Origin of the sequence: Algoriphagus sp. (assembly GCF_013373065.1) — a bacterium.
Taxonomy (GTDB): domain Bacteria; phylum Bacteroidota; class Bacteroidia; order Cytophagales; family Cyclobacteriaceae; genus Algoriphagus.
The window spans coordinates 200,261-217,881 of the sequence record NZ_JABXIN010000003.1; the positions used below are offsets into that span (position 1 = coordinate 200,261).

Annotated in this window: 17 protein-coding genes; 6 read left to right on the plus strand and 11 right to left on the minus strand. The window is 40.7% G+C overall.

Annotated features, from left to right (window positions below; translation table 11 throughout):
• Positions 1–8 precede the first annotated feature (8 nt).
• A complete protein-coding gene (locus tag HWE15_RS03270; RefSeq protein WP_290506064.1) occupies positions 9–2,798 on the minus strand; it encodes an outer membrane beta-barrel protein in 2,790 nt (929 codons plus the stop codon).
• A gap of 275 nt (positions 2,799–3,073) precedes the next feature.
• Here HWE15_RS03270 and HWE15_RS03275 point away from each other — a divergent pair, with 275 nt between their 5' ends.
• Entirely contained in the window at positions 3,074–3,322 is a 249-nt protein-coding gene (locus tag HWE15_RS03275) for a hypothetical protein (protein WP_290506065.1), read from the plus strand.
• On the plus strand, positions 3,319–4,092 hold the full coding sequence (locus HWE15_RS03280) for a LexA family transcriptional regulator (protein WP_290506066.1): 774 nt from the start codon (positions 3,319–3,321) through the stop codon (positions 4,090–4,092). Before HWE15_RS03275 ends, HWE15_RS03280 begins: the two co-directional genes overlap by 4 nt.
• A gap of 16 nt (positions 4,093–4,108) precedes the next feature.
• Here HWE15_RS03280 and HWE15_RS03285 read toward each other — a convergent pair whose 3' ends face one another.
• The 3 genes from HWE15_RS03285 to HWE15_RS03295 form a co-directional block, all read right to left on the minus strand.
• Positions 4,109–4,864: a hypothetical protein gene (locus HWE15_RS03285; RefSeq protein WP_290506067.1), complete on the minus strand. Its 756-nt coding sequence runs from the start codon at positions 4,862–4,864 to the stop codon at positions 4,109–4,111.
• A gap of 92 nt (positions 4,865–4,956) precedes the next feature.
• Entirely contained in the window at positions 4,957–5,382 is a 426-nt protein-coding gene (locus HWE15_RS03290; protein ID WP_290506068.1) for a DUF2141 domain-containing protein, read from the minus strand.
• Positions 5,363–6,442: an AMP-binding protein gene (locus HWE15_RS03295; RefSeq protein WP_290506069.1), complete on the minus strand. Its 1,080-nt coding sequence runs from the start codon at positions 6,440–6,442 to the stop codon at positions 5,363–5,365. Before HWE15_RS03295 ends, HWE15_RS03290 begins: the two co-directional genes overlap by 20 nt.
• A 104-nt stretch (positions 6,443–6,546) precedes the next feature.
• Between HWE15_RS03295 and HWE15_RS03300 the strand changes: the two genes are divergently transcribed.
• The gene (locus tag HWE15_RS03300; RefSeq protein WP_290506070.1) at positions 6,547–7,380 is read left to right on the plus strand and encodes a 1,4-dihydroxy-2-naphthoyl-CoA synthase; all 834 of its coding nucleotides are present in this window, start codon (positions 6,547–6,549) and stop codon (positions 7,378–7,380) included.
• 500 nt (positions 7,381–7,880) lie between these two features.
• Here HWE15_RS03300 and HWE15_RS03305 read toward each other — a convergent pair whose 3' ends face one another.
• On the minus strand, positions 7,881–9,128 hold the full coding sequence (locus HWE15_RS03305; protein WP_290506071.1) for an ROK family transcriptional regulator: 1,248 nt from the start codon (positions 9,126–9,128) through the stop codon (positions 7,881–7,883).
• Positions 9,129–9,292: 164 nt separating this feature from the next.
• Here HWE15_RS03305 and HWE15_RS03310 point away from each other — a divergent pair, with 164 nt between their 5' ends.
• Positions 9,293–9,814 (plus strand): phosphoheptose isomerase, encoded by a 522-nt coding sequence (locus tag HWE15_RS03310; RefSeq protein WP_290506072.1) that lies wholly within the window; start codon positions 9,293–9,295, stop codon positions 9,812–9,814.
• A gap of 193 nt (positions 9,815–10,007) precedes the next feature.
• Here the strand turns inward: HWE15_RS03310 and HWE15_RS03315 are convergent, their stop codons facing one another.
• The 6 genes from HWE15_RS03315 to HWE15_RS03340 all read right to left on the minus strand — a co-directional run bounded on the left by HWE15_RS03315 (position 10,008) and on the right by HWE15_RS03340 (position 15,184).
• A complete protein-coding gene (locus HWE15_RS03315; protein WP_290506073.1) occupies positions 10,008–10,172 on the minus strand; it encodes a Lacal_2735 family protein in 165 nt (54 codons plus the stop codon).
• A 40-nt stretch (positions 10,173–10,212) separates the two neighbouring features.
• Complete coding sequence (locus tag HWE15_RS03320) at positions 10,213–11,775, minus strand: toxin-antitoxin system YwqK family antitoxin (RefSeq protein ID WP_290506074.1); 1,563 nt, start codon at positions 11,773–11,775, stop codon at positions 10,213–10,215.
• A gap of 119 nt (positions 11,776–11,894) precedes the next feature.
• Positions 11,895–12,419: a hypothetical protein gene (locus tag HWE15_RS03325; RefSeq protein WP_290506075.1), complete on the minus strand. Its 525-nt coding sequence runs from the start codon at positions 12,417–12,419 to the stop codon at positions 11,895–11,897.
• A 1-nt stretch (position 12,420) separates the two neighbouring features.
• A complete protein-coding gene (locus tag HWE15_RS03330) occupies positions 12,421–13,419 on the minus strand; it encodes a 3-oxoacyl-ACP synthase III family protein (protein WP_290506076.1) in 999 nt (332 codons plus the stop codon).
• Between the two features lie 82 nt (positions 13,420–13,501).
• Entirely contained in the window at positions 13,502–14,200 is a 699-nt protein-coding gene (locus HWE15_RS03335; protein ID WP_290506077.1) for an SOS response-associated peptidase, read from the minus strand.
• A 24-nt stretch (positions 14,201–14,224) separates the two neighbouring features.
• Positions 14,225–15,184: an alpha/beta fold hydrolase gene (locus HWE15_RS03340; RefSeq protein ID WP_290506078.1), complete on the minus strand. Its 960-nt coding sequence runs from the start codon at positions 15,182–15,184 to the stop codon at positions 14,225–14,227.
• A 118-nt stretch (positions 15,185–15,302) separates the two neighbouring features.
• On the opposite strand from HWE15_RS03340, the gene HWE15_RS03345 reads away from it, so the two are divergent.
• Together HWE15_RS03345 and hslV are read left to right on the plus strand one after the other, a co-directional pair.
• On the plus strand, positions 15,303–16,934 hold the full coding sequence (locus HWE15_RS03345; protein ID WP_290506079.1) for a pyruvate dehydrogenase complex dihydrolipoamide acetyltransferase: 1,632 nt from the start codon (positions 15,303–15,305) through the stop codon (positions 16,932–16,934).
• A gap of 129 nt (positions 16,935–17,063) precedes the next feature.
• Positions 17,064–17,609: an ATP-dependent protease subunit HslV gene (gene hslV, locus HWE15_RS03350; RefSeq protein WP_290506080.1), complete on the plus strand. Its 546-nt coding sequence runs from the start codon at positions 17,064–17,066 to the stop codon at positions 17,607–17,609.
• Positions 17,610–17,621: the final 12 nt, after the last annotated feature.

Genomic DNA, 17,621 nt, shown 5'->3' on the forward strand with positions numbered 1-17,621 from the left:
CAATATCCTTATCGACCCCCTCTACGATCACCGCCACCGCCACCAGGTCCTTCGCCGGTATTGATCATCTCATTGTAATCATCCATGTCCATGCCTTTGGAGAAGCGCCGGATATTGTAGGAGAAGGTGAGCATGAAGTATCGCTGCAAAACATTGGTTTGCACATCTTCGATAAAGGTGTCCGTGATATTCCGACGGATATTGTTGTTTTGACGGAATAGGTCATACACGTTCAGACTGATTTCTCCCCGCTGATTTGCGAAGATTTTTTTACCCAGACTCATGTTTACCAAGGTGAAATTAGCGTCAAAGCCATCGGAAAGTCCGGCATTGACTTGGTGATTGAGATCCAGTCTATAGACAAAGCCTTCCCATATAATCCAATTGAAATTGATACGGGCACGTTGGTTGAAAAACTTGTTGTTCAAATTTGGATTGAGGGTGTTTTCTACGCGATTAAAAGAAAGGCGTGTCCAAATATTGAAGTCGATTTGATCTGAAATATTACTGCTCAGGGAAAGGCCGGTGCTGATTCTTCGGGAATTATTGAATCCTGCCTCATTATTCACAAAGGTCGGACGCTGCGTATATCCCAAGCCCCCATTGATATTCAAGTTGGATTTGATGAAATCAACGGGCATTCCATAGCCAAACCAAGAGCGAAGATCCCAATAGCCATCTAAGTTAACAGGGCTGAAGAGTTGCGAGCCGGGTTCCAAGACGATCCCTGGCTGAATTTCTGTAGGTTCTTCTGCGATAAAGGAACTGTTGGCGATGATATTATTTACAAAGGAAGTTTGTGCAAAAAGAAACCAATTTTGGTCGGTTTCAGGATTATTGCTTCGGAAGCGAACCCGTAGTCTATTGGAATAAGACTGATCCAATTCCGGATTTCCCACATATAACTGAAGGGGATTGGAATTATCTACGACAGGTTGAAGCTGTCGCAAATCAGGTTCTTGGGTTCGGGTATCGTAATCAAATTGCAGGTTGGTATTGTCAGTGATCTGATAATTGAACCGAACCGTAGGCTGGAAACTTTGGAAGGTTCTTTGCAATTCAAAAGGAACCGGGAATCCTTGTGAATTATCTAATTGTGCATTTTGGTATTGCAGCTCCGTTTGAACTCGGATTTTACCTGTTTTGTATTGATAGCCAAGTTCGGTTTCCTGCGTGAGGTACTTGCTTTCAAAGGTATTACTCAGTGCGGTATCCAAGCGGTATTCGATTGCGTTAGGATCCTCATCCAAAACATCAAAAATCAGCTGATCGGAATCATTGACCCGATTTCCGATTTCGTATTCCAGTTCAAGTTGGCTTTTTTCACTTAAAGCTTCTGTAAAGGAGATACCTGTTTCCCAAGAGGAGCCCTTTCGATTCCGATTGATTTGTTGATGAATGGTTTCTGTGGACGGGTTGGGAATAAAAAACTCATTGATCGCAATCCGATTGGCCTCATCTTCATTTCGATTGTCACTGATTCGACCCCGAATGGTCATCGTTCTTCCCGGCTTGTTGAATTTGTGACTGTAAAATAGTCGGTTGAACAAATCGTAATCGTAGTTGTCTGCAGTTCGGGTATTGACCACGGAATTGATCAAATCGGTGCCATTAGAAGTCTCTCCTGAAAAATCCGAGTTTTCAGTTTCAAATCGGGCAGAAAGACGTGGGATAAATAGGATTCGATTCCGGTCATCAATGTTGTATTCAAACCGCATGTCGAATTGGTGTCGGTTATTGAGACGGGTTTCATTTCGGATTTCATCATAAAATTGATTCGATTCTCCGTTGGTGATAAATTCCCGAAACCGGATGGCTTGTTCGAAATTTTCCCGACTGCTGTAGACATAACTACCCGTTACTTTGATTTTTTCACCCCATTTATCAGAGTAGTTTAATCCAAGAATATGTGTTTGAATTATTCCACTTTGAGGTCGCGAATTGTCCTGTGCATTAGGGTCAGCAGAGAAATCCGTCACGTTGATATTGTTAGACAAACCGGTAAAGGTGATTCTTCTGTCTTCATCGAAGTCATTGATACTCGCGCCTACTAAATAGCGGTCATTGGTTCCATAACCTGCCGAAGTCCGCCCAAATTGTCCTTTTCTACGGTTGGGTTTGGTGATAATGTTGATGGTTTTAAGCCGTTCGCCATCATCAAAACCGCTCAATCTTGCTTTTTCACTGAGTTGATCGAAAATCTCAATGCTTTGAATGACTTCCGCAGGAATATTTTGAAGAGCTGTTTTAATATCTGTTCCAAAGAATGGCTCTCCATCTACGAGAATCTGGGCAATGGATTCACCTTGGGCTTGTAATCCACCATCTTCTGAAGTCACTCCCGGTAGTTTTTCAATTAAGGTTTGTGCACTTGCATCCCGCATCGTCTTGAATGCATCGGCATTGAACATGGTGGTATCTGATTTAGTCTGGCTCGTGGAGCGTCGAGCTGCTACCGTTACTTCCTCCAAACCAACTGCCTGTTCACGGATAGATACTATACCCAAATCCAAATTGCTGAGAATCTGTACGTTTCGGAAGAAGTTTTCATAGCCGAGGTACTGGATTTTCAAGAGGTAATCCCCTTCGCGGATAGACTGAATTTCGAAATTGCCATCTAAGTCAGAAATCATTCCGTCAACTTGCGTGGAGTCATTGACCCGCAAGAGTAAAACCGTGGCATTGGGAATGGTTTCTTTGGATTTTGCGTCCTGAATTTTTCCTTTCAATGAAAAAGTTTGTGCATAACTTCCCGAGGACAGAAGGAATAAAAAAAGAAGTAGAACTCTGAATTTCATGTAGTTGGTTTAATCGGCTATTGTTAATAACACAAAATTAGGTCCCTTGGATTTTTTCAATGGAGATTTTAGGCTAAGCGGTTATTAGCTTGAATAAACTGCGTACCGATCATGTAAATTTTTCATTTGGTTATCTGTTGATTCTTAGAAAACGAATCCAAAGTTGAATTTTGACAAAAGCTGTCATAGAAAGATGTTATTTTTTTTAACGATCTGATGTTTATAAAAGTAACATTGGTATCTTGGCTGTTGTAAAAAGTAACGCGATGGAAAACATGGAGAAAATCAATATCAGCACCAAGCCGCTCTCCTCAGGCAATGTTCAGGTTAAGTTTTTTGTGGAGCGTGAGCAGGGATCCGAGTATGGGTATTTGCTCGTTCGAGAACCCAAGCCAGTAGGAGATATCATTGCTGAAATTCAGAGCAGATTGGCCAAGCGCAAAGCAGCTCAGCGGAATATTGATCCCTTGTTTCCCTTGGCACCTGAGCCAGAAGATTATGACTTTTACCTCTTTTCAGCATGAGTTTCTTAGCTAGCAATCTTCGGTATTTGCGTAAGCAAAAAGGACTGACCCAACAGGATTTGGCAGACCAGTTGGAGGTGCAGCGTACCATGATTTCAGCATATGAGGATGGTCGCTCCGAGCCCAAATTGAGTTCCCTTCTAAAGATCAGTGCGATTTTGGAAGTAGGATTGGAAGAACTGTTGGAGCATGATATTGAGAAACACGGGCGAAAAGCTCTACAGAAGCGGGACTTGCAAATTTTGACGATTGCCGCTGACGAGTCAGATCGGGAAAATATTACCTGGGTAGGACAAAAGGCTTCAGCAGGCTATTTGAACGGGTTTGCTGACCCGGAGTACATGGAGCAATTACCACAGTTTCACTTACCTAATTTACCTCGTCATGCGACCTATCGGGCCTTTGAATTGGCTGGAGATTCCATGTTGCCGCTTATTGCGGGGACCATCATTATCGGTGCCTATATTGAACATCCATCTGAGATCAAAAGTGGCCGTACTTATGTGTTGGTGACGCAGTCCGAAGGGATTGTTTACAAGCGGATATTCAACTATTTGTCAGAAAACGGAAAGTTATTTTTGGTCTCTGATAATGAGCAGTACAAACCTTATGAGGTTCGTGGAGAAGATGTGTTGGAAGTTTGGGAGGCAAAAGCCTTTATAAGTACAGATTTTCCAAATCCTGGTGATAAAAAGAAATCCCTCAGCCTCTCGGATTTGGGAGAGATGCTGAAGGATATTCAGGAAGATTTACGAAAGTTAAAACCCTAATCTCTAAATCAGAATATTAGGATTCAAGCAGGTTTCTGAAGTGTTTTTCAATTTGACCAATTGCATCGAAGTTCGGGTCAATATTGATCACACCTTTTCCTAGTTCATGCCAAAGTCCGTCTCCACAATCGAGGTAAATGCCTCGTTTTTTGCCTGGGGATTCCTTTGCCAGATCATAATCATAGTCAGGGGTAAAGATTAATTTCATCAACTGAAAAGCATACTCCCAGTTTAAGGTATCGCTTTGGCCATCATGTTCGTAAATCACCTTTCGATGAGCAAACTGAAGCTGGATGGAGGCATCTTGGACATGATCATGATCCACGAGTCGGAAATTGATTTGTAAAGGATTTTCTTTTTTCGCCGTCTCGTAGATCGCTTGGATTAGATCTTGTGCAAGCAGCTGCCAAGCTTCTTGGTTAGAGGGAGACTTAAATGGACTTGTTTTCCCCTTTTCTGTGGTCGCTACCGTAAGTTCACCTTCACCTTCCACTCGAGAGGCATAGCGGGTTTGATCAAGCAATTCCAGAACCGGCTTTTTCCATGTTTCATCCAAGTCCCCGTTAAATTGATAATCATCCGATAGGGTGAAGCCTTCTTCAATAATTTCTTCCTCTGTTAAATCTTCCCGGTCTGTATAATGAAGTTCTAAAGAGGCTCGAAGCGATTCCTTGCTCCAATCCAAAGAGAGTCGAAAAACGTGGCTATAGGGTGGTGGAATAATTCCCGAATGGTATTCTAAAACTACTCCTTCAATGTCTTGCTTACTCAAAATCTTAAATTTTTGATTGATACAAAAGTAGCTTTTTTGGATGAAATCTTTGGGAAAAGGATACGGGGATTCTCCTCGAGCTCCTCTAAAGCTTACTTTTTCAAATCGATGGTGACTTTATTTTTTTTGCCTGCTTTGATTTCTATCAGGCACTTTTCAAAGGAGGGAATACTAAATCCCACCGAGGGATTATTTGAGAATCCGTAGCGCTCGAGGGGATATCCAAATAGGTTTTTGTTCAATTTTCCATTTTCATCTTCATCATGAAAAGCACAAATCGCATATTTCCCCGGTGGTAGGGAGTCCAGTTGGATTTTGGCATGATGATTTGTAATGGGAAGGCTTAAGGCTAGATTAGCCAATTCGGGATCATCGGGGTAGCCCTTTACTTGATCAAAAACCAATACCCTGATGAGTCCGAGGTTTGATTTACTTTGGGTAATGGTCAACTCCAGACTGGTTTCAGTTTGTGAGAACCAACCAATTAGTAGTAAGGAGTTAAGAATCCAAAGTAACATGTGCTAGGGTTTTGATCCGGTTGATTTTTCCGCTGGAGGTTTCCTCAAAATGGTCCAGAAAATGGATTTTTCTAGGACGCTCAAATTTTGGGAGAATCGTTTCCAGCTCATGGAGCAAATTCTTTGCCCGATTCGAGTCCTTCTCATTAGATTCTATTAATAAGACTAATTCTTGTCCCAGCATCTGATCTGGAATGCCTCCCAGAAAAAAACGTTTTCCGGGAAAAAGCCTGTCTATGGACTCTTCAATTTGGGGTTCCAAACTTTCCGGAAATAGTTTTACACCTCCAGAATTAACCACAAAATCCACTCTGCCTAACCAGCGAAAATATCTAGATGAGTTGATGATGACTTTGTCATTGGTTTGAATTCGTTGATTTCCGCTCATGGGGCTTTCGATCCAAAGTGTCTCTCGATCATCTTGGCCGATTTGCACACCGGGAAGCGGTTGATACCAAAGTGCTTCTCCTGTAATTTTTGCGAGGGCTATATGGGAAACCGTTTCGGTCATCCCGAAACTTTGCCAAGCATTTATGTGGTTTTCGGATAATTGTCGTTGCAGCCGAAGCGAACTCGGTGCTCCTCCAATCAATACATGTTTGATTTGTTGAAGCTTCTGTTTTGATTTAGGGTTGTTTAAGCAGGTTTCCACCTGTAAGGGAACCATGGCTACAAAATCAGGCAATAGGTTTTCCGCAAGATTTGCAAGTGGATCGCTAGTTGGTTCAACCAAAATTACCGCTGCATCCCATACCATGGCCCGAACAAGCATCATTTTTCCCGCAATGTAATTGGGATGAAGACAAGCGAGCAACAAGTCAGATTTTTCAATTTGAAAAAAGGCTGCAGTAGCCTTTGCGCTAGCTAACAATTGGCTTCTGGTGATTTGGATTTCTTTTGGAGTACCTGTCGATCCAGAAGTTTTTTGAATGAATTTTTCTTTCCCCACTATCCAATCTCGGCAAAATAAGAGTGCCTGTTTCAAAACTTCATTTTCAGAAGAAGTTTGAAAATCATCGGGCGTACGGAAGATTTGATTTTCAAAATGAAGTTGGAACATGCCGAATGTGCTTAAGGAAAAGGAAGGTTATGATCAAATCAACAAATTTGAAGCTAGCCTGTTATCTTGCAAAAAAATCGAATTTTTAAACCAAATCGAAACTTATGGAGTGGATTACCGCAAAAGAATACGAAGATATCACCTACAAAAAGTGTAATGGGGTTGCCCGAATTGCCTTCAATCGTCCCGGAGTACGAAATGCTTTCCGTCCCAAAACTACCGCGGAATTATATGATGCCTTTTATGATGCGCAGGAGGATACCTCCATCGGGGTCGTTCTTTTATCCGGAGAAGGTCCTTCTCCCAAGGATGGAAAATGGGCGTTTTGTTCCGGGGGAGATCAAAAAGCACGAGGACATCAAGGCTATGTAGGAGATGATGGTTATCATCGCCTGAATATCTTGGAGGTTCAGCGGCTGATTCGATTTATGCCCAAAGTCGTGATTGCAGTAGTTCCTGGATGGGCTGTGGGTGGAGGCCATAGTTTGCATGTGGTTTGTGATTTAACCTTAGCGAGCAAGGAACATGCGATTTTTAAGCAGACAGATGCAGATGTGACAAGTTTTGATGGAGGATATGGTTCTGCATATCTGGCAAAAATGGTCGGTCAGAAAAAAGCGCGTGAAATTTTCTTCTTAGGAAGGAATTATTCTGCACAGGAAGCTTTTGAAATGGGAATGGTCAATGCGGTAATTCCTCATGATGAATTGGAAGATACAGCCTATCAGTGGGCGCAAGAAATTCTTCAAAAATCACCGACTTCCATCAAAATGCTGAAGTTTGCAATGAACTTGACCGATGATGGCATGGTTGGACAGCAGGTGTTTGCCGGAGAGGCTACTCGCTTGGCCTATATGACTGAGGAAGCGAAGGAAGGAAGAAATGCTTTCTTAGAGAAGCGAAAGCCTGACTTCAGTAAGATTAAATGGATTCCATAATCGGAATCACGTTCGAATATATTTAAAGGCTGTCTTAAAAGTCTTTTTTTGTCATGCGCTCAACCTGACAAAGGGCATTTATGAGACAGCCTCCTTTTATTCAATTTTTCCAGGCTCCCTTCTGTTTTTTTCTTCGGTTTGGGTCAAGGTATCTTCTATATTTTCACTTCCTTTTTTATCTTATCTATAATTTAGAGTTTAATAGTTTTTTGTAAAGTGCAATTGAAACCATATTGTCGGCAATAAAAATTATCTAAGTCTCTAGAAGTTGAATCGCATCCATTGTAAAAATATTTATAGCGAAGAATATTGTTGTCTCGGTCTTCAATGAGCTGATTTTTAAAAGTAATCCCTGTTTTTTTGGGTTTCTGTTTAACAAAATTCGATTCGTAGGTTTCTTGCGCCTGAAGATTAAAATGAATGAAAAACCCTAGGAATGCAAGCGCAATCGAGGCGGGTTTTCAGAAATAAAATTTAAAAAAACGCATAGCATTGGAATATTAACCCAAGCGATTCAGTACATCTTCGAATAGCTGTTCGTTTACGACAGCGACCCCTCCCATCAAACCAACATCTTCACCCAATTGGTAAAGTGCCAATTCAGATTTTTCTCGTGACTTGGCCATACTGTAAATGTTTAAGGCCTGTTGAATTGGAGTAATTAGGTATTGGTTGGCCTCCGCGACAGAACCACCAATGATGATGAGGTCAGGATTAAGCAATTGTATCAGAATAGAAATACCTCTTCCTAAATCCAATCCTGCTTCGGATAGAATAGTGATGGCACGCTGATCACCAGCTAATGACGCCTCAACAACCAAACTGGGTTCTAGTTCTCCATGATGATCCCGTACAATTCGGGCAAGGATACTATCTGTGTCTAGTTTGATAGCTTCTTCTGCCATCCGGACAATTGCTGTTCCGGAGGCAACTGCTTCCAAACAGCCTTTTTTACCACAAATACAGGTGACATTGCGATTTTCAAAAATCGGGGAGTGTGAAAACTCGCCTGCAAAACCAGAAGCTCCTCTGTAAATTTTTCCGTCGATAATGATTCCCAAACCGATTCCCCAGCCAACAAAAACACCCAATACGTTTTTGTGCTCATGTTCTGAACCAAACTTGAATTCGGCCAAGGTCATCGCTCTCGCATCATTCTCTAGGAATATCTTTTTCTCGAAGCGAGCCTCAAAATTTTCAAGCAATGTTTTTCTGCCAAATCGTAAGTAGGTATAGTTTATTCCTCCAACAGCATCTACCAAACCTGGCATTGAAACGCCGATTGCAATAATTTTTTCAGAAGGAATTTCAGATTTTTTTAAATATCCTTCCATCAAATCGCAGATTTGATCGAATGTCTCCTTTTCATTGTTTAAAATAATCTTATGAGACTCTTTGGGAACAACCAGCGTATTATGGCAGGAGTATAAGCCAAGGTTAATTGTGTATTTTGATAGATCGACTGATAAAACATAAAAAGCATCTTCGGCCAGTCGGTAAAGATCAGGTTTCCGTCCTCCTTGTGATTCGGCACGTCCGTGCTTGATAATTTCACCGGAACTCATTAAGTCATTTAAGAGTGAATTTACGGTAGGAAGGGAGATTCCCACTTCATTACAGATTTCACTCGCGGTATTTGCTCCTTTTAGATAGAGGTTTTTGATGATCTTTAATTTATTGAGGTAGCTCTTTATTTCAACTACCCCATCCATTTGATCAATGACAGCTTGAGGATTAATTAGGTTCATGGCAGAAAGATATACTTGAAATAAGTTAATTTTTGCCTATCAAAAAAAACTTTCAAAAAAAAATCATAAAACAGCTCTAACATTTTAAATATTAATTCGATTTATTTCTTTTGTAAGCGGTTTTAGTAAAAAAGATTTTATTTATTCATTCACTTATTTTGCGCATGGATTCTTTGATTTTTAATTCTACCATTTCCAAAGAGGAGGTTTTTGGGAAGGTTCGGAAGTTTCTGGAGACTCATGGTTTCAAAGTAGTGTCAGAAGATCAAGACCGTCCTTGGGGTGGTTTTTTTGTCATTGACGAAACTCAAATTCGAAAATTCCACGATGATTTTTTCGCGGATATACCTTTCAGCGAATCTCAATATTCTCAAAAACTGAGTCCTAAATTTCTATTGGTAGCTCCGGGCGCAAGGCTGTCTTGGCAGTATCATTTTCGGAGAGCCGAAATTTGGAAATTGATTTTTGGGGAAGCGGGAATTGTCCGAAGCCAAACAGATGAAATGGGAAAGGAGCAGGAAATGATTTTAGGAAAAACGATTCAGCTTCAAAAAGGGGAACGCCATCGACTAACAGGGAAACAGAACTGGGGAGTAATTGCAGAGATTTGGATGCATACAGATCCTTCAGAACCTTCAGATGAATTGGACATTGTAAGAGTTCAGGATGATTATGATAGAAAATGAAAACTCCCGGCCAAATGGTCGGGAGCTTCTTTTTAAAACGTTTGTCCGTAGCTCAATCACCCTTAAAATTTATTCAATCAAGTTAAAAAAAAATTCACTAGCGGACTAGTCTTAAGAACCCTAAGGTAATTATAATTATTTGAAATCCAAATATTTGGGTGTAAAAATATTCTTAGCCTTGATCAAATACTTTTTACTGTATTTTTTCAATTTTCTTGGCAATTTCCTCTGCCTCTGCCATTAATTTATCGGATTCCGCCCGATTACTATGAGAGAGTTTGTGTGCTTTTTCGAGTGTTTTTTTATACAATTCCTGAAGTTTTTCTGCTTCAGTTTTCTTTTTGAATAGATTGAACATGGTTTTTTAATTGAAACCCAATAAAACTTGGAAGGTTTGACTAATTCAAAAATTCTTGTTCGTCTTCTTCAACGACTTGATCTTCTTTATAAGTGATTAGGTCGACTAATCTGCCTGCGGCATTGTAATATTTCCAAGGCCCTTCTTTTTTACCATCCTTCATGGTTCCTTCCGAAGCTTTTCTTCCATTTTCATGATAAAAAATCCAAGTTCCCTCAGCTTTTCCTTCTTTGAAATTCCCCTCAGATTCTTTTTTACCATTGACATAGTAAGTAATCCGGGTACCATTTCCGTCTTTCAAAGTACCCTTGTCAAAAGTCGTGGATCCATCATAACTGTAGTAATCCGAAACATTTATGAGGCGACCATTGTCCCACGTTTCTTCTTGGGTTAATTGTTTGTTGTCGTAAAACAGCCCCCAAATTCCATCTTCAAATCCTAGGATAAAAGTTCCGATTGATTTGAGTTGACCACCGTCATAATAATACACCCATTGTCCATTTTCGAGTCCTAGTTCATATTCGCCCTCGGCGATGAGAATCCCGATTTTATTGAAATATTTCCAAAGGCCTGATTTGGTATCATTTCGGTATTCGCCAATGGAATAGAGGACACCGTCTGGAAAGTAACTTTTCCAAACACCTGTTTTCATTCCGTTTGCATATTCGCCTATTACTGAAATCTCCCCATCATCAAAATATTCAATGTATTCTCCGATGGGAACTCCTAACTCATAGGTTTTTCGCTTAGCTAAGTTTTTGTTGGGGTAATATTCTTCCCAAGTCCCTACAGCAATTCCATTTTCATAATTTTCAATACGAGCTATTCGTCGGTTATCGTAATAATATTTCCAGGTTCCTATCCGATTCCCAAATTCATCGTAGGTTTCTTCAGCTTCAACTATGTTTGATTCAGGGAAATATCGGATCCATTTCCCGACTTTTTTTCCGTTTTTATATTCTCCTTGTTCATATACTTGATTTCCAAAGGAGTAGCGCTTGATGATGCCTTCCATTTTACCATCCTTGTAAGCTCCTTCAAAAGTCAGGTTTCCGTAGGGATCATATTCTAAATAAGGCCCATTGCGTAAGCCATTTTCGTAATATTCACGAATAGAAACCTCGCCAGTGTAAAAATATCGTATCCATTGTCCTGTTCGCTTTCCATCTTCAAATTGGCCTTCAAAAGAGACTTGATAGGGGTTTACTCCAGCGGGACGTCCTGTTTTTCCATAATATTCAACATACTTCCCAACGAGAACGCTATCCTTGAAAACCATTTGACGGATTGGATAACCATCCTCATCAAATAAGACACTGGGACCAAAAAGTTTTCCGTCTTTGTATTCTACTTCCGCTTGTTTTTTGCCATCTGGAAAGTAGGAAACCCAAGTTCCTTCTCTTCTTCCATCTTCGAAAGTTCCAGTTGTCAGTAATTTGTTGGTCTTGGCATCATAAATTTTCCATAAGCCTTGTCGCATCTGATTGGTAATGACACCCGTCGCAATCAAGCTTGAATCTTGACTGTATTGTTTGACCAGTTGGTTTTCCTGGGCAAAAAGTGAGGTAAAACTAAAAAAGAGAAGAATGAGTAGGTATCTCATAAGATTTGTAATCAGAATTTTATTGGCTTTGGAAGCAATATTCTCTACCAATTTAGAATATTAGTACGGGGATTATTCAATATTGGTTAAAAAAATCATTGCTATGATTTCTGAGAACCTTAAAACAAGAAATCAAACACTTCTTGAATATTTCCTTTCCAATTAGCTAGGTTCTCCTCTGATTGGGAGTAAACTTCTAATTCTTTAAACCACTGTTGGTATTCTAAATCATCAGAAATAGATTGGATTTCTGAATCTTGGGATAGTATTTTAGGATAATCCCAAGGGCTCTCTGTAAGGCATTTTTTGAACCCGATGCTGGATAAATCAAGCATTGGGAAATTTTCTTTCCCTACTAATACAAATAGAAAAGCACCTCTTCCAAACCAATTTAGAATTCGGATATTAAGACCCGTATTGAAGTCGAAATCACGAACCAAGTCTAAAACTTGGTAAGGGAGCCCTTCCAAATCCTGTCCTTGGGAAAGCTTTTTCCCTTTGGAATCAGGGTGTATTTTCTTTAGATATTCCTGTGAAAATTCATCTCCAACCTTTCCCAATAGATCCCAGAATTGATACTTCAGCTGATTTTGCCTTCTGATCAATTCTTCATTTTTCCAAAGGGAAAGGTCTATTTCCTGCATTTTACCAGCGGAGTAAAGCGGAAGCCCAAGTGAATCCAGAACCAAAAGCCGCAAGACAAATTAGATCCCCTTCGTTTATTTTTCCCTGTTCCCATGCTTCACTCATTGCAATAGGGATAGTTGCTGCAGTAGTATTTCCCATGTGCATGATGTTGTTAAAAACTTTTTCATCAGGAAGTTCCAGTTTTTGCTGAATGTATTGGCTAATTCGAAGATTTGCCTGATGAGGGATCAAAAGATCAATGTCAGATTTGTCTAATTTATTGTAATCCAGGGCTTCCTGAATTACTTCCATGAATCGAACCACGGCATGTTTGAACACCGCATTCCCATTCATTTTCAAAAAGAAACTTCCAGATTCAATGAGTTCGGGAGATAAGCGAACTTCCCGGCTACTTCCCGGATCTTTGCAGTAAAGTTCTTCTGCATATTGGCCCTGCGAATGCAAATGGGTGGAAAGGATTCCTGAGTTTTCTGAAGTACTTGGACCTAATACGACAGCTCCGGCTCCATCTGCAAAAATCACAGAACTGGATCTGCCATCATCACTTTTATCCAATGCAGAGGATTGAATTTCAGCTCCAACTACCAAAACACGATCATACATGCCTGTCTTGATAAACTGATCGGCAATCGAGAGCGCATATATAAAACCGGAACATGCGTTTCGGATATCCAAAGCTCCGATATTCTCAAAATCAAGTTCTCGCTGTAGTAAAACCCCATTTCCCGGGATGAAATAATCCGGAGTGATAGTAGCAAAAACAATGAAATCAATATCCTTGGCACTTAAATTTGCCCGTTCGAGAGCTACTTCTGTCGCTTTTTTAGAAAGGGAGGTAATGGTGTCTTTTCCAGGTGTAAACCAATGCCGAGTATGAATTCCAGTTCGCTCTACAATCCACTCATTGTTAGTGTCCATCATTTTGGACAAGTCATCATTGGTAACAATACGATCTGGAACGCAATGCCCCACGCCAAGAATCTTGGATTTTCTCATCAGTATTTTAGGTTTTATAAACTCGAATAGCAAATATCCGAACCAAGGTTCGGAAAACAAAAAAGGTTAAGTGGCCTTTCCACTATCCAAATAAGGTGTAGTTTCCATGTTGATCGATTGGAGAAGTCTTTCGAATTAATGCTGGGCTGTCATTTTTGACAGAATTTACCAGCGGGCTGACTGGATAGCTAATCATCCGATCCGAGGGATAAGGATGCATTAATTCAATTAATTCCTCCTCGGAGCTATAGGTGTCCAGCCATTTTTTTTCAGAATTTTTGTCCAAGATCACAGGCATTCGATCGTGTACATCCGAAACAAGTTGGTTGGGTTCCGTGGTCAAAATCAAAAAGGTATGCTGATTTTCTCCATCTACAGTTTCATATTCATCCCATATTCCTGCGAAAGAAAATAACGCATCATTTTCTAAGGTAAAGCGATGAGGGATGGTTGTTTTTTTTCCTAATCTTTTCCATTCATAAAATCCATCAGCTGGAATGATGCAGCGCCTTCTTTTAAAAGAGTTTTTGAATGAAGCTTTTTGATGAACGGATTCAGCTCGGGCATTGATAAGTTTTTGGGAAACGGGTTTGTTGCGGCCAAATTCTGGAGTGATTCCCCAATAAAAGAATGAAAAGCCCTTAGGACTATCGGAAGTGATGACCGGTACTAGTTGTGTAGGGGCAATGTTGTAGCGAGGATTGAAGTCTGTGAGCATTTCAGCCTGAAAGCGCTCTTCCAATTCAATTTTACTTTTACTGAGGGAATATCGTCCGCACATTTGCTTGATCTTTGTTTGCGGAAGTTAGAAATCCCTTTCAATAAATTCAAATGCTCTTTTTTCGGAATAGTAGGGTGTGTTTGTTCCTGATACCGAGAAACCTACATGACCACCCTGTTTCGGGAATTCGAAAAACAAATGATCAAGCTCCCGGGCAAGTTTGACGGGAAAGCATTGCTCAGAAAGAAAAGGGTCATTTTGGGCGTTCAAGATCAAAGTAGGATGTGTGATTTTATCCAGAAAAAACAGCGAGGAATTGACTTGATAATATTCCTCAGCATCACTAAACCCATGCAATGGGCCTGTGAAATAGTCATCAAAATCACTTAGGGTTTTTATATTCCTTAAAAAATGAAGTGGAATATCATTGGGATGATGTTGAGCTTTTCTGATGACTTTTTCTCGGAGAGTTTTTAGAAATCGCTTGGAATAAAGCTGATTTTCACCGCTTGATATTTTTTTGCTACTGGACGAGAGATGTAAGGGGACAGAAATAGCCACAGCTTTATCAATTGGTTTGTCTTTTGAAAGAGACTCTCCCAAGTATTTTAAGGTAAGGTTACCCCCCAAGCTAAATCCTACTAATGAGATGGTGTCATATTTTTGAGCAGCATATGCTACCACGGTATTCAAATCATAGGTGGCTCCAGAATGATAAAAAATAGGTTGTTGGTTTAATTCTTCTCCACAACCCCTGAAATTCCAAGTAAGGACATCATATCCGTTTTTTAAAAAAATCTGAGCCATTCCCAACATATAGGGTCGTTTGCTGTTTCCTTCTAATCCGTGAGAAATGATTACGAGCCGTTTGTTTTTGGCTTTAAACCAATCCAAATCCAAAAAATCTCCATCCGGGGTGGTGATTCGTTCCGTTTGTGAATTTCGTAGCTCTACCTTTCGAAATAAGGCGGGATAGATGGTTTCCAAATGTCGGTTAAACAGCCACTTAGGTCTTTGGTAAGTACTGGTAGAGATTAAAGGCATAGTTTTGCTAAACAATGAGGCGAAATCATCTGCTCGAAAATACAAGTCTAAATTTGAATAAAGAGTTTATAAAAACTATTTTTGGACACTTTAAAAAACGATAAGCGCGCAAAAACCTATGGCCGAAGTAATTAGAATGCCTAAAATGAGTGACACCATGGAAGAAGGGGTGATCGCTGCTTGGTTGAAAAAAGTTGGTGATACTGTGAAGCCAGGAGATATCCTTGCGGAAGTAGAGACTGACAAAGCGACCATGGAGCTAGAATCCTATGACGAGGGTGTCTTATTACATATCGGAGTACAAGAGAAAGAGGCTGTTCCTGTAAATGGAATTATCGCAGTCATTGGAGAAAAAGGTGAAAAGTTTGATCATCTTCTTTCAGAAAATGGAGCTGCTGCCGAGGCAAAAGAAGAAAAAGTGATTGAAGAAGTAAAGCCTGCCGCTCCTGCAAAGGCAGCTGAAAAAATTGATACTTCTTCTATCAATGCTACTATCATCACCATGCCAAAGATGTCAGATACCATGCAAGAGGGTACCATTGCATCTTGGTTGAAAAAGGTTGGTGATGATATTAAATCAGGGGAAATAATCGCTGAAGTTGAAACAGATAAGGCAACCATGGAACTCGAATCTTACGAGGATGGTACGCTTTTATATATTGGTGTAGAGGCTGGCAATAGCGTTCCCGTTGATGGTGTGATTGCGGTGATCGGTGAAAAAGGAGCCGATTTCCAAACCTTATTGAAAGCTCACGAGCAAGAATCTGCTGCGCCTGCTGAAGAAGCTGCACCTGCAAAGGCTGAGGCTAAACCGGAAGCTAAAAAGGAAACTGTCGCTGCACCAGCTGCTGCTCCTTCAACTCCAGCTCCAGTTTTGGCTGATGGAGAAAGAGTGAAAGCTTCTCCACTTGCGAAGAAAATTGCAGAAGAAAAAGGAATTGACCTAAGACAAGTCCCAGGATCTGGTGAAGCTGGTCGTATCATTAAGAGGGATGTGGAGAATTTCGTGCCTGCAGCTGCGCCTGTAGCCACAGTTGGTGGTGCTGCTACAGCTCCTGCTCCAGGCCAAGAAAGTTTCCGCGAAGAGAATGTATCGCAAATGCGAAAGGTGATCGCAAAACGACTTTCTGAAAGTAAGTTTGGAGCACCTCATTTTTATCTCACCATGGAAATCAACATGGACAAGGCCATCGAAGCTCGAAAGAGTATGAATGAGGTCTCTCCAGTGAAGATTTCTTTTAATGATATGGTTATTAAAGCTGCGGCTGCAGCATTGCGACAGCATCCAAAAGTAAACTCCAGCTGGCTAGGTGATAAGATTCGATACAATGACCACATTCATATCGGAATGGCCGTTGCTGTTGAAGAAGGGTTGTTGGTTCCAGTTATCCGATTCGCCGACAGCAAGTCCTTGTCTCAAATTTCTAATGAGGCAAAAACATTGGGAGGAAAGGCAAAAAATAAAGAATTGCAACCGAAGGATTGGGAAGGAAATACCTTTACGATCTCCAATTTGGGTATGTTTGGCATCGAAGAGTTCACTGCAATTATCAACCCGCCAGATGCTTGTATTCTAGCCGTAGGTGGAATCAAGGAAACTGTAGTTGTGAAGGATGGTCAAATGAAGATCGGAAATGTGATGAAGGTAACCTTGTCCTGTGACCACCGCGTGGTGGATGGTGCAGTAGGTTCGGCCTTCCTTCAAACCTTAAAAGGGTTGCTTGAAGATCCAGTCAGAATTTTGATTTAATCAATAACCTGTCAAAAAGTCCTGTTTTCGCAGGACTTTTTGTTTTAGAACAGTTATTGGTATTTATTCTTTACCTACGCAGGTAGGGATGTCAATACTAGAAATTCAAAGAAGAGAACTTTTATTATTATGGAAAAAATCAAATCAACCACCGTCGTTGCGATTCGTCATAATGGCCAAACCGTGATCGGTGCCGATGGACAAGCTACCTTGGGAAATACAGTTGCCAAAAGTAGCGTGAAAAAAATCCGAGTTTTACAAAATGGGAAAATAGTCACTGGTTTTGCTGGCTCAACAGCCGATGCTTTTACTTTATTGGAGAGGTTTGAAGAAAAGCTGGGTGCTTTTGGCAACAATATGAAGCGGGCTGCGGTAGAACTTGCCAAAGAATGGCGAATGGACCGGATGCTTAGCAAATTGGAAGCAATGATGGTTGTAGCGGATAAGGAAGATATTTTGATAATCTCAGGTACAGGTGATGTCATTGAACCGGATATGGAAATCGCGACGATCGGTTCGGGAAGTATGTATGCACAATCTGCTGCCAGAGCATTGAAAAAATTTGCTCCCCAACTTTCAGCTGAAGAAATGGTCCGGGAAAGTTTGCAGATAGCTGCTGACATCTGTATTTACACCAATCACAATCTAGTGGTGGAAAAAGTAAGGGAAGATTGATTTGATCTCTTT

What these genes read in the sequence shown, in the direction of transcription:
- HWE15_RS03330 (WP_290506076.1), bottom strand. Translation starts at nt 13,419, where the DNA reads ATGAGAAAATCCAAGATTCTTGGCGTGGGGCATTGCGTTCCAGATCGT.
- HWE15_RS03310 (WP_290506072.1), top strand. Translation starts at nt 9,293, where the DNA reads ATGGATTCTTTGATTTTTAATTCTACCATTTCCAAAGAGGAGGTTTTT.
- HWE15_RS03280 (WP_290506066.1), top strand. Translation starts at nt 3,319, where the DNA reads ATGAGTTTCTTAGCTAGCAATCTTCGGTATTTGCGTAAGCAAAAAGGA.
- HWE15_RS03305 (WP_290506071.1), bottom strand. Translation starts at nt 9,128, where the DNA reads ATGAACCTAATTAATCCTCAAGCTGTCATTGATCAAATGGATGGGGTA.
- HWE15_RS03270 (WP_290506064.1), bottom strand. Translation starts at nt 2,798, where the DNA reads ATGAAATTCAGAGTTCTACTTCTTTTTTTATTCCTTCTGTCCTCGGGA.
- HWE15_RS03320 (WP_290506074.1), bottom strand. Translation starts at nt 11,775, where the DNA reads ATGAGATACCTACTCATTCTTCTCTTTTTTAGTTTTACCTCACTTTTT.
- HWE15_RS03335 (WP_290506077.1), bottom strand. Translation starts at nt 14,200, where the DNA reads ATGTGCGGACGATATTCCCTCAGTAAAAGTAAAATTGAATTGGAAGAG.
- HWE15_RS03290 (WP_290506068.1), bottom strand. Translation starts at nt 5,382, where the DNA reads ATGTTACTTTGGATTCTTAACTCCTTACTACTAATTGGTTGGTTCTCA.
- HWE15_RS03315 (WP_290506073.1), bottom strand. Translation starts at nt 10,172, where the DNA reads ATGTTCAATCTATTCAAAAAGAAAACTGAAGCAGAAAAACTTCAGGAA.
- HWE15_RS03275 (WP_290506065.1), top strand. Translation starts at nt 3,074, where the DNA reads ATGGAGAAAATCAATATCAGCACCAAGCCGCTCTCCTCAGGCAATGTT.
- HWE15_RS03345 (WP_290506079.1), top strand. Translation starts at nt 15,303, where the DNA reads ATGGCCGAAGTAATTAGAATGCCTAAAATGAGTGACACCATGGAAGAA.
- hslV (WP_290506080.1), top strand. Translation starts at nt 17,064, where the DNA reads ATGGAAAAAATCAAATCAACCACCGTCGTTGCGATTCGTCATAATGGC.
- HWE15_RS03295 (WP_290506069.1), bottom strand. Translation starts at nt 6,442, where the DNA reads ATGTTCCAACTTCATTTTGAAAATCAAATCTTCCGTACGCCCGATGAT.
- HWE15_RS03300 (WP_290506070.1), top strand. Translation starts at nt 6,547, where the DNA reads ATGGAGTGGATTACCGCAAAAGAATACGAAGATATCACCTACAAAAAG.
- HWE15_RS03340 (WP_290506078.1), bottom strand. Translation starts at nt 15,184, where the DNA reads ATGCCTTTAATCTCTACCAGTACTTACCAAAGACCTAAGTGGCTGTTT.
- HWE15_RS03325 (WP_290506075.1), bottom strand. Translation starts at nt 12,419, where the DNA reads ATGCAGGAAATAGACCTTTCCCTTTGGAAAAATGAAGAATTGATCAGA.